At 44.3% G+C, this 19,184-nt stretch carries 11 protein-coding genes and 1 CRISPR repeat array; of the genes, 9 read left to right on the forward strand and 2 right to left on the reverse strand.

Annotation, left to right across the window (positions count from 1 at the left end):
* Positions 1–85: 85 nt before the first annotated feature.
* Positions 86–946 (reverse strand): WYL domain-containing protein, encoded by an 861-nt coding sequence (locus H6F73_RS00155; protein ID WP_190756819.1) that lies wholly within the window; start codon positions 944–946, stop codon positions 86–88.
* Between the two features lie 82 nt (positions 947–1,028).
* On the opposite strand from H6F73_RS00155, the gene cas3 reads away from it, so the two are divergent.
* The 9 genes from cas3 to cas2 all read left to right on the forward strand — a co-directional run bounded on the left by cas3 (position 1,029) and on the right by cas2 (position 12,090).
* Entirely contained in the window at positions 1,029–3,212 is a 2,184-nt protein-coding gene (gene cas3, locus H6F73_RS00160) for a type I-D CRISPR-associated helicase Cas3' (RefSeq protein ID WP_190756820.1), read from the forward strand.
* Positions 3,213–3,465: 253 nt separating this feature from the next.
* A complete protein-coding gene (locus H6F73_RS00165; protein WP_190671147.1) occupies positions 3,466–3,663 on the forward strand; it encodes a hypothetical protein in 198 nt (65 codons plus the stop codon).
* A 337-nt stretch (positions 3,664–4,000) separates the two neighbouring features.
* The gene (cas10d, locus tag H6F73_RS00170) at positions 4,001–7,390 is read left to right on the forward strand and encodes a type I-D CRISPR-associated protein Cas10d/Csc3 (RefSeq protein WP_190756821.1); all 3,390 of its coding nucleotides are present in this window, start codon (positions 4,001–4,003) and stop codon (positions 7,388–7,390) included.
* An 86-nt stretch (positions 7,391–7,476) separates the two neighbouring features.
* Positions 7,477–8,505 (forward strand): type I-D CRISPR-associated protein Cas7/Csc2, encoded by a 1,029-nt coding sequence (cas7d, locus tag H6F73_RS00175; protein WP_190756822.1) that lies wholly within the window; start codon positions 7,477–7,479, stop codon positions 8,503–8,505.
* Between the two features lie 11 nt (positions 8,506–8,516).
* Complete coding sequence (gene cas5d, locus H6F73_RS00180; RefSeq protein ID WP_190757065.1) at positions 8,517–9,227, forward strand: type I-D CRISPR-associated protein Cas5/Csc1; 711 nt, start codon at positions 8,517–8,519, stop codon at positions 9,225–9,227.
* A 75-nt stretch (positions 9,228–9,302) separates the two neighbouring features.
* A complete protein-coding gene (gene cas6 / locus H6F73_RS00185) occupies positions 9,303–10,151 on the forward strand; it encodes a CRISPR-associated endoribonuclease Cas6 (RefSeq protein ID WP_190756823.1) in 849 nt (282 codons plus the stop codon).
* A 40-nt stretch (positions 10,152–10,191) separates the two neighbouring features.
* Positions 10,192–10,785 (forward strand): CRISPR-associated protein Cas4, encoded by a 594-nt coding sequence (gene cas4 / locus H6F73_RS00190; RefSeq protein WP_190756824.1) that lies wholly within the window; start codon positions 10,192–10,194, stop codon positions 10,783–10,785.
* Positions 10,734–11,804 (forward strand): type I-D CRISPR-associated endonuclease Cas1d, encoded by a 1,071-nt coding sequence (gene cas1d / locus H6F73_RS00195; RefSeq protein ID WP_347239439.1) that lies wholly within the window; start codon positions 10,734–10,736, stop codon positions 11,802–11,804. Before cas4 ends, cas1d begins: the two co-directional genes overlap by 52 nt.
* Before the next feature lie 13 nt (positions 11,805–11,817).
* Positions 11,818–12,090 carry a CRISPR-associated endonuclease Cas2 gene (cas2, locus tag H6F73_RS00200; RefSeq protein WP_190756825.1) on the forward strand — a complete coding sequence of 91 codons (273 nt, stop codon included), beginning with the start codon at positions 11,818–11,820 and terminating at the stop codon, positions 12,088–12,090.
* Between the two features lie 109 nt (positions 12,091–12,199).
* A CRISPR array of direct repeats spans positions 12,200–17,133; the repeat unit is 37 nt; unit sequence CTTGAAATTCCCTTGAATCCCTATCAGGGATTGAAAC.
* A 130-nt stretch (positions 17,134–17,263) separates the two neighbouring features.
* On the opposite strand, the gene H6F73_RS00205 is transcribed toward cas2, so the two are convergent.
* On the reverse strand, positions 17,264–18,808 hold the full coding sequence (locus H6F73_RS00205) for an adenylate/guanylate cyclase domain-containing protein (RefSeq protein WP_190757067.1): 1,545 nt from the start codon (positions 18,806–18,808) through the stop codon (positions 17,264–17,266).
* Positions 18,809–19,184: the final 376 nt, after the last annotated feature.

Raw genomic sequence — 19,184 nt, forward strand, 5'->3', positions numbered from 1 at the left:
GGTCTGCCTATGGGATAACTTTCATTCTGAAGCGCTGTTGCTAACTTTAGGCAACTTGCGCCCCAGTTGTGATTAAACCGGCAACTTATTCCATCAGAGTCAGGTTGTAGTGCCGGCACATTTCGAGCAATTCCTTTGCGACTGCCTCGCGCACGTTATCCGGGGAGATGACAACGCAATCTTGCCCATAGCGCAGGACTTCTCGAACCAGCCAGAAGGGGTAAGTGACACGTCTGACGACTTGGCGCACACCTCCAATAACTTCATCTTGAATATCATGTTGCCTGGGTTCATAGGCTTTCACCATTCCACGACAAAAGTGTAAATACACTTTGATAGAGTCTAAACCTTCTTGTCGCCAGGTGCCGGTGATGGGTAAGATTGCTTGGATACGGTCGAAACGCAGACAGCGATTGTGAATGAGTTCAGGATAAGGGGTGTCTTTGATGTCATCGGTTTCGTCGCACCAGATTTGCAAGTAAAACCGCTTTTCCTCAAAGGAAATCTCGGCATAGCGGACGGTGTAGGTTAAGTTTTGCCCCTGACTGTCACAGTAGAGCAGATGAAAGGGTTGGTGATTTTGGCGGTGCCGGTCAACTTCTAGACGCCATGCTTGGTTAGGCTGGCTGACTTGTTGCATGATGGTTTGACGCTGTTGAGGGCTGAGGTTTCCCCGCTCTAATGCCAGCGTTGCAAGAATTTCAGCATCTCGCAGGTGACCGGCATCTGTTAGGGCTTTAATCGCTTGTTGTATGGAGTTGACTTGCTCTTGAGTGAGGCTAAAGGACTGCCCGACTTCTACGTTTCCTTGGGCGATGGCGACAATTAGCCCAGACGTGCTGGGTTTTTTGCCCCACAGGATATTGAGTCTGGAGGCAATGGCTTCTAGTTTCTCCTTGGTGCCTGGAGGTACGGATATTGTAAATGCTTCTGTTTTTCTGGGCATAAATGTATAAATACACTATTGACAGTTTCTACTATTGTGGTTACAGTTTAAATGTACATGGCGCGTTCGAGGAAATCCAGCCGTGGCAGATTACTCTATTTATTTGAAGCCGGTTTATTCTCGTCTTGCTGATTCTCTGCCGGCAGGTGTGACGTTGCCGAGTCATTGGCGTTCGCTGTCATGGCATCAAGTAAAAACCTACGAAGCGCTTAGTGATCCGGCGATTGACGTGGTGTTTAATACAGCAATCACTGGCGATGGTAAGAGTTTTGCGGCTTATCTGAAACCCCTGGTTGAAAATTGCTACGCGATGGGGCTTTACCCAACAAACGAACTCGCCCGCGATCAAGAAAAGCAAATTCAGGGGTATATTCAGCGATTGAAATCACCTTATGAACCGCGTGTAAACCGGCTGAGTGGGGCTGATTTGGAAATTTACGCAGAGAATGAAGGACTGAGGAAATCAGCGGCGATTGATACTCGTGCCGGCCAATCAGAAATTTTGCTATCGAATCCAGATATTTTTCACTACTTGCATCAAGGCGCTTACTTAACGGATAAAGACAGCCCTGATAAGCTGTGGGGGAAAATTGATAAATACTTTAATTTGCTGATTTTTGATGAATTTCATATTTTCCAAGCCCCACAGATTGCCAGTGTGCTTAATACCATGCTGCTAATTAAGCACACAAATAGGCAAAATAAATTTCTTTTTCTTTCAGCGACTCCCAATGATCAGCTTATCGAAAAATTAGAGATAGCTGGATTTCGCTGCCGGCACATCGATCCCTTGAAGGAAGGGAAATATCAGTTTCCAGAATCCGCCGATCAAGGCAAGCAATTAATACAAACCGGCTGGCGGCAAATCTTGCGGTATGTTTCTCTTCACTTCATCTCTCTAGAGCCGGCTTTTCAAGCTTCTGAAAATTGGCTGAAAGAAAACAGCCAGCTCGTTTTAGCTCATTTCCAACAGTATCCGGGTAGTAAAGGGGCAATTATTCTAAATTCAATTGCTGCGGTCAAACGACTTACCCCATTTTTTAAAGAATTGTTCAAGCTTTATGGGTTAGTGGTTGGAGAAAACACCGGCTTATCGGGTAGCCAAGAAAAGGCAAGTTCGCTAGAAGCTGATTTAGTGTTGGGAACAAGTACCATTGATGTCGGGGTAGATTTTAAAATTAATTTTCTGATTTTTGAATCCGCAGATGCCGGCAACTTTATTCAACGGTTAGGCAGATTAGGCCGGCATGAGGGTTACGAACGCAATGGAGAAAAAATCACGTTTGAGAATTTCACCGCCTACGCTTTGGCTCCAAACTTTTTGATAGAGCGTTTATTTCTGGGGGATAATGCACCTTTAGAAGCCGGTGCAACTTATACTCGGCCATTTTTTAACAATCAAATTGAAGACAAGTACCGCAAGATTAATAACTTTGAAGGATATTATGGCCGGTGGGGTGCGGTGCAATCGCTTCTTCTTTGCAGCAAGCTAGGACATAAGACTATCAAGCAACAGTATAAAGATAGCCAGTTAGCCTTTCGCAAAGCTTGCGAAGAAGTCTTCAAAACAAAGCTTTGGGGTGTTTCAGAGAAGGTTAAGCAATGGAAAGAAGAATGGCAAGATTTATCAGGAAATAAAACCGGCAATCCCGTTGCTGAGGATGCTTCTAGTTTCAGGGGGTCGAGTTCGCTTCAGTGCGGAATTTACGATTTAACAGAACCGAATGAGGCAGATAGGTTTAAAACTTATGATTTACCGGGAATTTTGAGCAATTTGGAAATTGAAGTGATAACAAAAGCAGAGTTTATGCGGCTGTTGGAACAAACAGCCGGTCGCCTCGGACAACCCATCCCCAAGGGACGCTACGAGTACAGTTTGGCATTTATGAAATTACGCGCCTACCGGCAAGAACGGTTGAACTGGAAGTTTACTTATACGGGTGATTTGCAGCCGGTGGCGGATGCGTGGAAAGTGCAAGTGCTCACCGGCATCCAAGTTTGGCAGCCTGAAAATTACTGGATTAACGACATTAATAAGCGGCTGAAAAAGCAGGGACTTGTGAGTTATGCACTCAGCAAGCCGGTGACTGAGGTGCGATCGCGTCTACGGTTGCCAATGCACTTTCAGATATATCCCATCAGCGATAACTACAGCATTCACGATGCCGGTGCGCCTTATTCCATCGCGTTTGGTCAATCGGCACTACTGGTTGATACGCTGGCCGGCTGGCTGAAAAGCAACGGGGGTGAGATATGGATAGCTTAAAGTTTCAATCCCTGATAGGGATTCATTTGAGTGTGACGGAGAGGTTGCAGCTTACGCCACTAAGTCCAGACCTATTTATTTCAATCCCTGATAGGGATTCAATTGGGGTCAAAGTCCGTCCAGATTTAACTTTACCACAGAACATCAAGTCTTGACGGATTTGACTGGTTAAATATGTCTGTATGCGATTCCTTGACCTGTTAATTGGCAGGTGTTAGCGTCAAATTGTCCAGAATTTAACAAGGAGAGCTATATGAGCATCAAAAAGCGTGTCCACGAACTTTTGTCAGACGGACAACCTCACTCAGTCCCTGAGCTAGTGGCAGTTTCTCATCGGTTTAGCGCTGCTATTTTTTCACTTCGTGAGGAAGGATATATGATTCACACAATCCGGGTTGGCCACAACCAGTATCAATATCAAATGCCACAAGAACAGAAGCAAAGCGCTTAGTTTTTTTTGGGACTCTCTATTTCTTAGAGAGTCCGCACATCAAGCGGGTAAAAAGGGAAGCCTATCAGTAGCTTGCGGCATTAAGTTCAGGCGTAGGTAATCTCAACCCCCTGACGCTATAAAGGAAAACTTGATAGCAGACGGCTGGTTAAGTCACTTAGCAAAATAACTTGAATGTTCTCAAACGTTCTGTTCTTTAATAGCTTCCCTTTTCTTTATGATTTTGGTTTTTTAGTTTAATATTTAGGGAGACAATCGCCTATTTTTAAAGCTTTATAGCAATACCCTTTTTATGCGCGAAAAATTACTAATTACTTAAATTTTGTTGAGATTAAAAATGGCTAAAAAAAGCAAAAAATTAAACGAAGAAGGACATCAGCTATCTTTGTTCGATCAAGACCCAGAAATAGATAATAATCTAGCCGAGGAATCAGAAGATAACTGGACACCCGATGAAAATGAAGATGATGGGTTTGGTGAACCCTCAGAGCGCACGGTTGAACCGGCTCGGACTGAGTTACTAACTCTGCAACTCTTGCGGGAAGCTATTCAGGCGCAAAATCCTGATGATCCGGTAATGACAGACTTTGCAGAATATGTATTGCCAAATTTGCTGCGAGTTGCGATTGGTGTAACTGCCAAAGGTGGTAAGTTTTTTGATGAGCTAGATCGCAAACATGAAGCTGAAGGGAAAGATAAAGTTAGACGGGATAATGCTGCGGATCAATCCCTCAATACTCACTTGTTGAATGGGTTATTTCCGGCAAATTTAATTGAGCAACGCTTGGAAAAAATGGATACCACTGTGCGGCGGGTGGTGCGAGAGCGAGAACGCCGGCTCTTGGTTGCGGGATTTATTTTGCATGACTTTGAGAAATTCCCAGGCGCTCCAGAAAATTGTCGGCAGCTTTCGATTGAACAGCATCGGCAAATGATTGATGAAAAGGTGCAGCAACTGGGTTTAGATCGCTTTATCAATCCTGACGATTCCGCAGCCTATAAAAACTATCTTGACGATTTACTGTGTCTGGCATACAACGCTCAACGTCGGTGGGATACTAACTGGAATTTTTCAGAATTTGGGTTAAATCCTGCTTTGAATGACCGGACGCTGGTTTGCCTTTGCAATTTAACTTGCTTGGCAGATTCTCTCGCCTCTATTATCAAACATCCCCAAGATGCAGAAAATACACGACTGTACGAATTACTTCACGCTTTAAGTGATGGAAAGCTGAAATTTACTTATCACAGCATTGCTGAAAATCGAGGCGTCCTGACAAATGTGGTGAATAATGCCTTGATGGAGGCTCACACCGATTTAAATTCTGATGATTGCACTTACTACGAGCCTTTGTTGTTTTTAACAACTGGTGTAATTTATTTAGCGATAAAAGACGCACCGCCGGTGCCGGTGGAAACGTTACCAGAAAGAGTGGTAAGCAAGATTAAGCAATTATGTGCCGGTCAGTTACGCCGACGACAAACCGGCTTCGGCAGAGACGGTAAAGGCATGAAGTATGCCGAATATTACAGCTTGTTTTTTGATGACGCGGATTTAATGCGAGTGGCGTTAGATGCAACTTTGCGAATTCTCAATCCTAAAAAAGATTCGGTTGCGGAAAGCCGCAGCGAGAACCTGATAAAATTTCAACAAGAAATGGGGGTTTTGCCGGCAGATTACGATTTTTCCTTTACTGATGATATCCGGATCGATCAAATCGCAGAATTTGGCGACTTATTGAGCCGGAAGATTTGGGGAGAAAGGGTAAATAAAATCGAAACTGCTTGCAAGCAAGATAAAAAGCTAGCTAAACTACCCGATCTGGATTTAGTTGTTGAAATTGCTAATTTCTGGAATCTCTCAGAATACTTACCCCAAATTCGAGAAATTCAGCGAATTAACGAAAGTCTGAAGGAACAAAAACTCAAAGGTAACACTGGCGGTGTTCCTTACGAATGGTATTACTTGGCAGCAAAATATCTAGAACATCATCCAGGCGTAGAAGATGTGCGGGAAATTTGTGAACCAACGATCACCCATGTCGCACAGCTTATTGCACCGCTTGTCTCATCGTATCAATTGCCGGATGGTTGGGATGACTTGCGCCGGTGGGTAGAACGAGTTGTGATGCTTCCGGGAAAAGCAGAATTAAATTCTTCACCGGCAGAGATATTTCTAAATGAGCTAGCCTTCTATCAAGCTGCCAAAAAATCTGGACGGGGACGACAGTTAATTTGCTCAATTTCGCATTCACCGTACACCGTTACTGAGCAAATGGAATCATCGGTTTTGTTCACTCCGCAAGTTTATACAAATAAACAAATGCTGGGAGGGTCGAACGCAAAACGCAATATTTCCAGCATTGCCGGCATTGAAATGATGCTGAGACAAATCTTGATGAACCAAACTCAGGCAGTGGGCAAAAAATTTGAAGATGGTAAGTACCGCTACCTCTACTTTTATCCTACCTATTACTTCACTCCAGAAACTAACAAATTTCTGCAAAAAGCCTACCAAAATATTGCTCAAACTCGGTTTGATACAAAGCTTCGCAATCACTTTATCAGCAAGGATTTGCAGGCTAATTTTGAAAAAGACCATTATCAAAGAGTCGATGGCTTTATCATTGATGAAAAAATAGATCATAGTCAAGACCGTACCTTTAAACTATCTTACCCAGAAGACCAGCCTTTGACCTTCTATTTCATGGCAATGCCTCCGGGACGAGATGGAACGGATACAGAATCTTGGGTGATGCCGGCTTGGTTAGCCTTTGCTTTTCCAATGATTTTAGATGTAAAAACTGTAGTTTCTGAATCGCCAATTCCGCCATTTAATGATGGTTCCGAATTTGAGGAAAGCCTATTTCTTGACAGTGCGCCGCAAGCCTTCCGTGTTCTGATAAAAGGTGAGCGTTTCCGTTTAAATTACATTCTTGAAGGTTGGACAGATGGCGAGAGACAATACCCAGCACCTTTAAAGGTTCTTACTGCTGCTTATGCCATTCATCTTGATGTCAACGCTCGCCAGGGTAAAACTGGTTATGACCCTAACTGGGGGAAATTTTCCGAACTGGCTAAGGATCTTGAAACCAGTCCGCTTTACGTTTTTGCGTATCTAAATCGATGGGTTCGCAATCAAGGAGTTGAAACGGCTCGGATTGAGAAAATCAAACTGTATGCCCACCGCTTTTATCCTTGTTTTGATCCTTACGTTGAATTTGACGCTGAAACCGCAACATTAATGGTAAAAAATGAGGTTAAATCTAGCATGAACCATCCGAAGAAATTGACGGAACTATACTGCCGATTTTACCGCGCCAATAAGCGCTACAATCCCAAGGCAAATGCAGTTTTAAAGCCGATAGATGTGGCGGCAGATACCCTTCTCAAAGCCGATCCAAGTTTTGAAGGCGAGGCATTAGTTCATGTAGTGGCGGCAGAAGTATTTAAGTTAATGGATCGCGTTCGCGCTTCGCGTGCGGAAGGCTTTGCGGTGATAAGCAACCGAGAGGAAGAACGCGAAGCGATTTTAGATTTTGCTCGCTACTTTGTTGTGGATGTATTTGAGCAAGCTTTTGCCGGCGATCGCGCTCGTTTAGCTGGCCGTCAGCTTAACTTGTACAAAGATACTTGCGAATTTTTATATCGTTTGGAGAACGATAAATACAATAAAGCGCAAGACAACAAAAATGCCGAGGAAGAATCTGAGGCAACAGAGGAATAGTAGGGACGCAGCAATGCGGTGTCTCTATCCAAAGTACCCACTTGAAAATTTTTGCTCAAAAAATATCAATTCATTAGAGGTAAATTATGGCTTTGCTAAAAACGGTTGATTCTAAAGCTTTCCATGACGAAATTCCCTACAAACCAATGGGAAAATACGCTCACTTTCTGACTGTGCGCGTCACAGAATCTTACCCGCTGTTTCAAACGGATGGCGAATTAAATAAAGCGCGAGTGCGTGCCGGCATTCAAGAAGCAAAACCGATTAGCCGGCTCACCATGTTTAAGCGCAAACAGTCCACCCCAGAGCGTTTAGTCGGTCGGGAATTGCTGCGGAATTACGGCTTGATGACAGCCGAAGATTGCGAATATAATGTTAAATTCGCCATGAATAATCCCGATTGCATTATTTACGGCTTTGCTATTGGTGACTCTGGTTCTGAGAAATCTAAGGTGGTTGTTGATACAGCGTTTTCAATTACAGGTTTTGATGAATCGCACGAAACTTTCACGCTCAATGCCCCTTTTGAAAATGGGACAATGGCATCTAAAGGGGAAGGAGATTCAAAAGTAGGGGAAGTGACTAGCCGAATTAACCAGCAAGATCACATTAAGCCCCAAGTTTTCTTTCCCAGCATCGTCACTCTAAAAGATCCAACTGAAGCTGGCTTTTTATACGTTTTCAACAACATTCTTCGCACCCGCCATTATGGGGCACAAACAACGCGAACAGGGCGCGTGCGAAATGAGTTGGTCGGAGTTATTTTTGCGGATGGGGAAATTACAAGTAACCTGCGCTGGACTCAGGCAATTTACGATCAATTGCAAAGTGAAGGAAAAATAAACTCCGCAGATCCGCTGAATGAAGATGATGCGCTAGCTGCTGCCAGAAGTACAATTCAAACCTTAATGTCCGAGGAATTTATTGTGCATACAGATTTTTTGGGAGAGCAATTTTCTCCTTTGTTAAATGAGGTGAAAGCACTCACCGGCAGTGAAACCGGCATTCAAGCGATTTTGCAAAAAGCTGATGAAGAAGCAAAAGCTTATGCGAAAAAACACATCAAGCAAAAGCCTGAAGGGGAAAAAGCAAAAGCCGGCAAATCAGGAAAGTAAAGGTGACAAAAATGGCATTTATTTACCGATGTCAATTAGAACTTCACGACAGCCTTTACTTTGCAACTCGTGAAATTGGCCGGCTTTATGAAACTGAGCCGGTGATTCACAACTACGCACTCTGCTATGCGCTGGGAATTGTGGATAGCGAAATCTACGCCACTACTGTTGCTGAAGAACATTCTTATCGCTATTTTTGCCCGGAACAAGTGCCGAAATATCAGGAACACTTGACTCCGCTGAATCAAGCCGGCATTTATATCACTCCCGCTCGTTCTCTCAACCATACGGCAGTTTTGCATACCTGGAAATATGCTAACAATAACTATCATGTTGAGATGGAAAAAACTCAGAAGAATATTCCGAGTTTTGGACGTGCAAAAGAGATTGCAGCCGAGAGCAAGTTTGAGTTTTTTGTAATTAGCCGGCAAAAACCTCTGAAATTCCGTCGCTGGATTCGGTTGGGAAAGTGGGCGAGTAAGGCAGAAGTGAAAGTTGAGGAAACGCAAGAAGTGAATGCCTCAAGTTCTGAGGAAAACTTTTCTTTTGCTTATCCGCTCAATCCCCTTGATGTGATGTTTTCTCATCAAGTTTTGACTTACGACACTGTGAATATGCCGCCGGTTAGTTTAATTCAAAATGTCAGAATGCAGGGTTATTTTTACCGCTTTAATGACAAGCTAAAACTGCCCGCACTCATGGAATATCGCTTTACGGCTTAATCGGGTGGGTTGGAGTTGGGTTTCGCTATTGCTCAACCCAACCTACGGCTGAAACTTCACATGAAATAGATTAATATGCCTCACAGCCTTGTCCTTAACTTACTTCCTCAATCACCGATTTCCCCGCAATACCTCACCGGCAGACATCTGCACGCTCTTTTTCTAACCCTTGTTAGCGCTGTTGATCAACAGCTTGGTGACAATTTGCATAACGAAAAAAGTGAAAAAGCTTTCACCCTCAGTCCTTTGCAAATTAACGGACATCAGCGATTTTCTCACGGTATTTATTCCCTGGAATGGGAATATCACAAACCGATTCCAGCCGGCACTCCTTGTTGGTGGCGTGTTTCCCTGTTGGATGATACTTTATTTAGCCGGCTGACTCCTTTGTGGCTAAATCTTAACCCTCAACAACCTTGGCACTTGGGACCGGCAGATTTACACATCACCGGCATCCTAGGCACTCCCCGATCTTCTCAACCTTGGGCAAATGCCACTACCTACGCTCAATTATACGAGCAAGCATCTGAGGTGGATCGCCAAATTGCCCTGACAATTTGTTCCCCAGCCGGCTTCCGTCAAGGACAGTATGATTCTGCTTTGCCGACGCGAGAATGTGTTTTTGGTAGTCTTTTACACCGCTGGAATAAATACAGTGGCATCGAGTTTTCTGGGGAATTTTTAGAAAAGGTTTTTCCGAGTTTTTTCGATATTCGCACAGAAATGGTGGCCGATTCTCGGAGTAAATTTATTGGTTGTCTGGGAGAAATAAGCTATCGGATTTTAGGGGATGTAGAACCGCAAGCGATTAAGCAAATTAATGCGCTTGCAGATTTTGCACTTTACTGTGGAATTGGGCGAAAAACGCCGATGGGAATGGGAATGATCCGTCGGGTAGGGGTACATACAAAAGTTCGCCCCTAGGGTAGGCGATAACTCACGTTCTATCAGGGAACGATTAATCATGAATGATTTGAATGAGATTCCAATTGCAGCGCTGAATCAATTTAGTTACTGCGCTCATCGCTGTTGGAGAATGTTCTGCGCCGGCGAATTTATTGATAACCATTACACCATCGAAGGAACGAGTTTACATCAGCGAGTTCACACCCTGGGAGAGGGACACCGGCAGGAAGTTTGGCAAGTACGAGCAATTTGGTTGAAATCAGAACGCTATCAGTTAATTGGTAAGGCGGATTTGATTGAAGAAAGTGACGGTTGCTTTTATCCGGTGGAGTACAAACGGGGGCAAACCGGCGATTGGGAAAATGATGAATTGCAAGTTTGCGCTCAAGCTTTGTGTTTGGAAGAAATGACCGGCAAGACGGTTGAACGTGGCTATGTTTACTACACGCACTCCCATCAAAGGGTGCCGGTGGAAATTACGGAAGAAATGCGAAAGATGACGGTGGAAACGATTGAGGCGGTGCAGCAATTGCTGGAAACCGGCATCATGCCACCGGCAGTTTACTCCCAACGCTGCAAGGGATGCAGTTTGTATCAGCAATGTTTGCCACAAGCGGTGGCGAAGGTGAGCCGGTATCAGGAAGTGGGTTAATAAAAAAGGAGGAAATCATGGGAACGCTCTACATTACGAAAGAAGATGCGTTTATCGCTAAGGTTGATGAGCGGTTGTGTGTGAAATTGAATAAGGAAATCCTACAGGATGTACCGCTAATTAAGGTGGATGGGGTCGTGATTTTAGGACGGGCGACGATTTCACCGGCAGCGGTTATGGAATTGTTGCAACGGCATATTCCGCTTTCTTTTATGACCAGTGGCGGACGTTATTTAGGCCGGCTGGAACCGGAGGTGACGAAGAATATTTTCGTTAGAAAAGCGCAGTGGCAGGCTGCCGGGGAGTCGGAAAAAGCAATTCAGGCGGTGCAGGCTTTTGTGCGGGGAAAGTTGAAAAATTATCGCCATATTTTGCAGAGATATCAGCGAGAAAATTCTACTTTGGATTTGAGTAAGGGAATTGAGCGGATAGAAACAGCGATCGCACCGATTAATAAAACCGATTCCGTTAATTCTTTACGGGGGTTAGAAGGTGCCGGCAGCGCCGCCTATTTTGGCTGTTTTAACCGGCTGATCCGGGCAGATGGGTTCAGTTTTGAAGCGCGACGCCGACGCCCTCCGACTGATCCGGTGAATTCGCTATTGAGTTTGGGATATGCTTTGCTGCGCCACGATGTGCAGGGGGCGGTGAATATTGTTGGGTTTGATCCGTATTTGGGATATTTGCACGTCGAACGCTACGGGCGTCCCTCTTTGGCGCTAGATTTGATGGAAGAATTTAGGCCGGTGGTGGATGCGGTGGTGCTGGGTGCGATCAACAAGCGTGTGATTTCCCCCAATGATTTTACCGTTGAACCGCTGAGTGGGGCAGTTTCTCTCACGCCTGAAGGGTTGCGGACGTTTTTGCGCCTGTATGAACAAAAGAAACAGGTGAAATTTAAGCATCCGGTGATGGATCGCCAGTGTACTTATCGAGAGGCATTTGAAATTCAATCTCGCTTGCTGGCGAAGTACCTGATGGGAGAGATTGAGAAATATCCGCCACTGCTGTTGAAGTAGGGGGTGAGGGGCTGTGTTTGTTGTGGTGTCCTATGATGTTTCTGAGGATAAGCGGCGCACCAAAATCCACAAGGTGCTGAAGTCTTACGGGCAATGGGTTCAGTATTCAATTTTTGAGTGTGACTTGACGGAAACACAGTATGCTAGGCTGCGTTCGCGTCTGGCTAAGTTGATTAAAGCGCCGGAAGATAATATTCGATTTTATTTTCTATGCGCTTGCTGTGCCGGCAAGGTAGAAAGAATTGGGGGCGAGCCGGTGAGGGATACAACAGTGTTTTTTGCTTGAGGTTATTGCGCGGATGGGTTGGTGTTTAGCAGAGATGGGGTGGAAAATCCGAGCTGAGTTCCTATGTTGTAAGAGTTAAAATTTTGTACTCTCTTAAAGGAAACAGCTACTTGAAATTCCCTTGAATCCCTATCAGGGATTGAAACGTGTGAGTCACCTGCTTTTCCCGCCAGCCGGCAGGACTTGAAATTCCCTTGAATCCCTATCAGGGATTGAAACGCTTACCGAGCACAATCTAAATCAAACCCTGCCAACTTGAAATTCCCTTGAATCCCTATCAGGGATTGAAACTTGCCGCTGCCGGTGGGACCATATACCAGAATGCGATTCTTGAAATTCCCTTGAATCCCTATCAGGGATTGAAACAATGGGGCCTGCGAAGTGTCTGCCCTTCATCAGCACCTTGAAATTCCCTTGAATCCCTATCAGGGATTGAAACGACTTGGATTTGCTCATCATCACGAGTAATTATCCTTGAAATTCCCTTGAATCCCTATCAGGGATTGAAACTCGACAGTGTAATCAAGGCGCTCTACCAATGGATGCTTGAAATTCCCTTGAATCCCTATCAGGGATTGAAACAGGCAGGGGCCAAACAGTAGCATCCCAGCAATGCGACTTGAAATTCCCTTGAATCCCTATCAGGGATTGAAACCGAGCATATCGATGGTGCCGGCCTTAACCTTGGCACTTGAAATTCCCTTGAATCCCTATCAGGGATTGAAACAAACTGCCTCAGCAAACCTTAACTAGCAAAAATAGCTTGAAATTCCCTTGAATCCCTATCAGGGATTGAAACAGGATGAGCGAACTTGGCAGTAGTGCGGGCGCGGCTGTCCCCTCTTGAAATTCCCTTGAATCCCTATCAGGGATTGAAACTGCAGCATGAGTGATTTGTTCCATCAAAATGCAGAAACTTGAAATTCCCTTGAATCCCTATCAGGGATTGAAACGTGCCATCCAATAGCGATGCTAAGCATTCAGCAGCTTGAAATTCCCTTGAATCCCTATCAGGGATTGAAACCCATCCCACTGCCCAACGGCTTGGTACTGCGGGAACTGCCTTGAAATTCCCTTGAATCCCTATCAGGGATTGAAACCCTCACTCTTTATTGGTTCGTCGGTCTGAGCTTCCCTCTGACTTGAAATTCCCTTGAATCCCTATCAGGGATTGAAACTTCATGGCTATTTTTGCTAGTTAAAGGGTTTGCTGACTTGAAATTCCCTTGAATCCCTATCAGGGATTGAAACCCGAATCGGACAACTTTGTCTTTTCAGGGACAACCTTGAAATTCCCTTGAATCCCTATCAGGGATTGAAACGATTGCTAACTCAATGGGCGGCCCGTATAGCCGCTCATCTTGAAATTCCCTTGAATCCCTATCAGGGATTGAAACTTCTGGAAACTGGGGATTGCTATAGAAGTTTAGAGACTTGAAATTCCCTTGAATCCCTATCAGGGATTGAAACTTTAAGAGAGTTGTAAAATGGGCGTTTTTCTTTCCTTCTTGAAATTCCCTTGAATCCCTATCAGGGATTGAAACTTAGGCTGTAAGTTGTTAGTACAAGCGGTAAATGCTTGAAATTCCCTTGAATCCCTATCAGGGATTGAAACAGGCAGCGACGCCAGCCTTAGACTCTAGCTCTGCGGTGCGCCCCGGCTTGAAATTCCCTTGAATCCCTATCAGGGATTGAAACGTTAAATTCAGTAAGTTTTATGGCAGCTTTGGCCACTTGAAATTCCCTTGAATCCCTATCAGGGATTGAAACAAGACTTCTTGGGGCATCATTAAAAGGATGCTTTGGCTTGAAATTCCCTTGAATCCCTATCAGGGATTGAAACGAATCCGTGTTTTCAACTAATGCATTCTTGTAGTCTTGAAATTCCCTTGAATCCCTATCAGGGATTGAAACTAGAATTTTCGCTTGCACTTCTTTGCTTCTGGCGGTATCGCTTGAAATTCCCTTGAATCCCTATCAGGGATTGAAACGCCCCCAGAAGAGGATGAAAAAAAAAATATCAGCGACCCCACTTGAAATTCCCTTGAATCCCTATCAGGGATTGAAACAAGATTGTTGCCAACGTTCCGCCGTCAGTGCTAGTAACTTGAAATTCCCTTGAATCCCTATCAGGGATTGAAACAACTTGACGATTTAATGCTTTATCGATTGCACTGCATCTTGAAATTCCCTTGAATCCCTATCAGGGATTGAAACCAGCAAGCCAGGGTGAGACATCCCAATATGATTCAAACTTGAAATTCCCTTGAATCCCTATCAGGGATTGAAACCCAAGAAAACAATATCTAGTCCTAAATCAAGACAGCCTTCAACTTGAAATTCCCTTGAATCCCTATCAGGGATTGAAACACGCTCCGGAATACCCAGAGCATGATTACTTTTCAGAAGCTTGAAATTCCCTTGAATCCCTATCAGGGATTGAAACCCTTTCGATCCACCTGTAAGCGCAAGCGTGTTGCTGCTTGAAATTCCCTTGAATCCCTATCAGGGATTGAAACATTCTGTGCGGAGCTTCCTACGCTAAAATCAGGGCTTGAAATTCCCTTGAATCCCTATCAGGGATTGAAACCTGATTCGGCTGAATCAATACAGGCAAGCCTAATTCTTGAAATTCCCTTGAATCCCTATCAGGGATTGAAACGTAGGGTTGGAATTGTCGGAAAGTCTCAGGTAGAGAATTCCTGTCCTTGAAATTCCCTTGAATCCCTATCAGGGATTGAAACGCTTCAGGAAAAATTTAGCAGTGGTGACTGGCAATCTGTACTTGAAATTCCCTTGAATCCCTATCAGGGATTGAAACCCCAAAGGCATTTCTACAATTCTTAGCTGCATAACTTCTTGAAATTCCCTTGAATCCCTATCAGGGATTGAAACACTCCACCTAGTTTGCTGATTGCATTACAGAGATTCTTGAAATTCCCTTGAATCCCTATCAGGGATTGAAACTACCGGGTGTTATCAAGTGAAGGAACGCACCGCTACCAACTTGAAATTTCCTTGAATCCCTATCAGGGATTGAAACTCAAACTCGTGCAGCCCCAACTGAGCCAGCACATCTTGAAATTCCCTTGAATCCCTATCAGGGATTGAAACTTCCCAGCAGGGATCTTGGGCCATCTTGCTTCAGCTTGAAATTCCCTTGAATCCCTATCAGGGATTGAAACAAAATTTCAGCATTGTAGTTACCGCAGTGTAGCATGACCCTAACTTGAAATTCCCTTGAATCCCTATCAGGGATTGAAACAAGGGTGGCGCTGCCGGCTTTGTGCTAGGTTAAACTCTTGAAATTCCCTTGAATCCCTATCAGGGATTGAAACGCCCTATTTATTGCCCAATTCTGCCGACCAACTGCTTGAAATTCCCTTGAATCCCTATCAGGGATTGAAACCTCAATTGCACTGATTGGGGTTATAGTACCGATTACTTGAAATTCCCTTGAATCCCTATCAGGGATTGAAACTTTTTTCTTACCAAACCTCAGAAAGACCAGCCTAACTTGAAATTCCCTTGAATCCCTATCAGGGATTGAAACATGATAATTACGCTTCCTGTTGTGGGGAGTAGAAGCTTGAAATTCCCTTGAATCCCTATCAGGGATTGAAACCGAGCGCGGCTATCTCCCTGACATGGTGGGGAAGCTTGAAATTCCCTTGAATCCCTATCAGGGATTGAAACGCGGCTGAGTGGGTTGATGCTTTTCGATATCCTGCCCTTGAAATTCCCTTGAATCCCTATCAGGGATTGAAACTGCGGCTGAGCTTTAGAGATGGAAGATTTCGGGCTACTTGAAATTCCCTTGAATACCTATCAGGGATTGAAACAACACCCATCATGAATAGTGGCTTCCCTAATGGAGGCGTCCGCTTGAAATTCCCTTGAATCCCTATCAGGGATTGAAACAGACTTTACTTAACTTTGAATCCTCCATTCTTTAACTTGAAATTCCCTTGAATCCCTATCAGGGATTGAAACGAGAAATAGATGTAGTTGGCAATGCGATAGGCTGTACTTGAAATTCCCTTGAATCCCTATCAGGGATTGAAACTCTAAGCTATCAGTTTAATTTGTGCAAGTCTATCTCTTGAAATTCCCTTGAATCCCTATCAGGGATTGAAACTTATTACATGGAGAGAAAACAACACGCCACCGAGCGCTGACTTGAAATTCCCTTGAATCCCTATCAGGGATTGAAACTAATTAATTCCCAACACTTTTAACTGATCTGCAATCTTGAAATTCCCTTGAATCCCTATCAGGGATTGAAACAAAATAAAATTGAATTCGATATTTGTATTTGGATGAATTCAAAACTTGAAATTCCCTTGAATCCCTATCAGGGATTGAAACGAATCAGTGGCATATCAATCAAGTTTTAAGGGTGATTGGCTTGAAATTCCCTTGAATCCCTATCAGGGATTGAAACCCGTGTGTGATTTGTGCGAACAATCCACGCCGGCCAGGCTTGAAATTCCCTTGAATCCCTATCAGGGATTGAAACTTTGTATTCTATATTTTCATAGGCAAGAGGAGTTCTCTTGAAATTCCCTTGAATCCCTATCAGGGATTGAAACGCGCTTTTCTGTTGGTTGCTGTAAATTTAAATACATGGAGCTTGACTTGAAATTCCCTTGAATCCCTATCAGGGATTGAAACCAATAATAACAAAGCGTGGAAAGGTGCGGAAATTGTACCTTGAAATTCCCTTGAATCCCTATCAGGGATTGAAACCAATAATAACAAAGCGTGGAAAGGTGCGGAAATTGCTTGAAATTCCCTTGAATCCCTATCAGGGATTGAAACATATCACGCTCATCTGACTTGCTAACCTCGATTAGACTTGAAATTCCCTTGAATCCCTATCAGGGATTGAAACTATCATACAGAACGTTGTGAGGGATCATACAATGATTATTTACTTGAAATTCCCTTGAATCCCTATCAGGGATTGAAACGAATCCATAATGCAGCGACACAAGCATCTGCATCTTGAAATTCCCTTGAATCCCTATCAGGTAAGGCTGATCAAATTACCGATGGGAGAACCACTAATTTTTGATAGTAAACCGGCACCAGATCAATCACCGGCTTCTATGCCAACACCACCGGCAGGACAGATATCCCACCAGTCAACCGGCATACACAGTCAATTCCCTTACAAATTAACACGTCTGCCCTTAATAAAATAAGTCTGCATATCTCCCTTACCCTTAACAGAAATAACCCCCCGATCTTCAAATAGATACTTATCTTGGATGTGATGATAAGTTGTCTCAGTGATCTGAATGCAGCCGGCAGCGCCGTGAGATTCCATGCGGCTAGCCGTATTCACCGTATCTCCCCACAAATCATAGATGAACTTTTTCGTGCCAATCACCCCAGCTACAACCGTGCCGGTGTTAATCCCAATTCGCAGGGAAAAATCTGTGCCTCGCTTAATATTGAAATCTTCAATACTCGATTGCATATCCAGCGCCATTTCTGCAATCGCTTCTGCATGATCACGCTTCGGTAGCGGAACGCCACCGGCAACCATATAAGCATCCCCAATTGTCTTAATCTTCTCTAACCCATGCTTTTCCGTCAGGTCGTCAAAAATTGAGAAAATATCATTCAGTAAAGCAACCAATTCAGTTGGAGAAATTCTACTAGCCATTTGGGTAAAATTAACCAAATCCCCAAACAGAACACTCACCTCATCAAAGCTATCCGCAATGATGTCTTCTTCCTGCTTTAAGCGATCGGCAATCGGCTCTGGTAAAATATTAAGTAACAGCCGATCCGATTGCTCTTGCTGATAGCGCAGCGCCTCTTCTATTACCTTGCGCCGGGTGATATCGTGAGAAAAAACAGACAAACCTTCATAAGAAGGAAACGCTCGAACTTCAAACCATTTCTTTGTCGGCCAGTAGAAATCTTCAAAACTCACACTCACTTGTTGAGCAACCGCTTTATGGTACTGCTCATCGAACATCGAACCCACCATTTCCGGCAAAGTTTCCCATATATTCTGACCCAAAAGTTCATCAGCATTTCGCTGCAAAATTTCAGCAGCTTTTTGATTAACGTAGGTAAATCGCCACTGCGGATCGAGGGCAAAAAAAGCATCTGTCATACTTTCCAGCAAATCAACAACTTGCTGATCAGATGCTCGCAATTTTGCTTCCACTTGCTGATATCTGGCGAGTTGGCGCTCCAACCGGCTCACATTTAGCCGCAACTCCATCTGAGCGATCACCTGCCGGCCTAAAACCTGGAGCGCGTCTAGCTGTTCTGGGGTCAGTTCGCGGGGAATCCGATCCAGCACACAAAGCGTCCCAATCGGAAAACCATCCGGCGTCACTAAAGGGTTGCCGGCATAAAACCGGATATCTGGCGCAGAAGTCACCAACGGGTTGCCGGCGAAGCGATCATCTTCCAACGCATTGGGAACGATCATCACTTCATCGGGATTGAGAATCGCGTGAGCGCAAAAAGCCTGCTCTACAGGAGTCTCTAGGGGTTCCATCCCAACTTTTGACTTAAACCACTGCCGGTTGCTATCAATGAGGCTGACGAGGGCGATAGGCGTGCCGCAAATCGATGCTGCTAAACGCGTTAAGTCATCAAACGTTTCTTCTGGCGGCGTGTCGAGAATGTTATATTCATTCAGCGCCTTGAGTCTCTCCTCCTCGTTGCTGGGTTTGGGAGCCACTTGCATCGGTGGTATTGTTGAAGGAGGCCGGCGCTTAGGAGAGCGAGTTAGCGAACTTTTTAAGCGTTTGACTAGCTTCGTCAGCCAGCCGGCAAGCCTGGTAACACTTTTATAAAAACCTTTTTGACGAGTTTTTTTATAGAAAGCCGGTTTAGGCAAAACCCCATACTCCTTAAAAACGCCAAACTTCATCTTTTTGAGGCACTCTCCAACTCAAAATTCTCTACCCAATCGCAACAAACAGGCTAAATTAAGCAAACTTTAGAACGATTCATACGCTTAGCCTAGCGAATTTTTACATAAAACTACAACAAACTATTGTTGGTGACTTGTCAAAGTGCCGGCAAAATTTTTCCCTTTTAAAGCAATATCTTGAATATTT

This window comes from Microcoleus sp. FACHB-68 (assembly GCF_014695715.1).
In the GTDB taxonomy this organism is placed as follows: Bacteria; Cyanobacteriota; Cyanobacteriia; order Cyanobacteriales; family Oscillatoriaceae; genus FACHB-68.

What these genes read in the sequence shown, in the direction of transcription:
- H6F73_RS00155 (WP_190756819.1), bottom strand. Translation starts at nt 946, where the DNA reads ATGCCCAGAAAAACAGAAGCATTTACAATATCCGTACCTCCAGGCACC.
- H6F73_RS00165 (WP_190671147.1), top strand. Translation starts at nt 3,466, where the DNA reads ATGAGCATCAAAAAGCGTGTCCACGAACTTTTGTCAGACGGACAACCT.
- cas10d (WP_190756821.1), top strand. Translation starts at nt 4,001, where the DNA reads ATGGCTAAAAAAAGCAAAAAATTAAACGAAGAAGGACATCAGCTATCT.
- cas7d (WP_190756822.1), top strand. Translation starts at nt 7,477, where the DNA reads ATGGCTTTGCTAAAAACGGTTGATTCTAAAGCTTTCCATGACGAAATT.
- cas5d (WP_190757065.1), top strand. Translation starts at nt 8,517, where the DNA reads ATGGCATTTATTTACCGATGTCAATTAGAACTTCACGACAGCCTTTAC.
- cas6 (WP_190756823.1), top strand. Translation starts at nt 9,303, where the DNA reads ATGCCTCACAGCCTTGTCCTTAACTTACTTCCTCAATCACCGATTTCC.
- cas4 (WP_190756824.1), top strand. Translation starts at nt 10,192, where the DNA reads ATGAATGATTTGAATGAGATTCCAATTGCAGCGCTGAATCAATTTAGT.
- cas1d (WP_347239439.1), top strand. Translation starts at nt 10,734, where the DNA reads ATGTTTGCCACAAGCGGTGGCGAAGGTGAGCCGGTATCAGGAAGTGGG.
- H6F73_RS00205 (WP_190757067.1), bottom strand. Translation starts at nt 18,808, where the DNA reads ATGCAAGTGGCTCCCAAACCCAGCAACGAGGAGGAGAGACTCAAGGCG.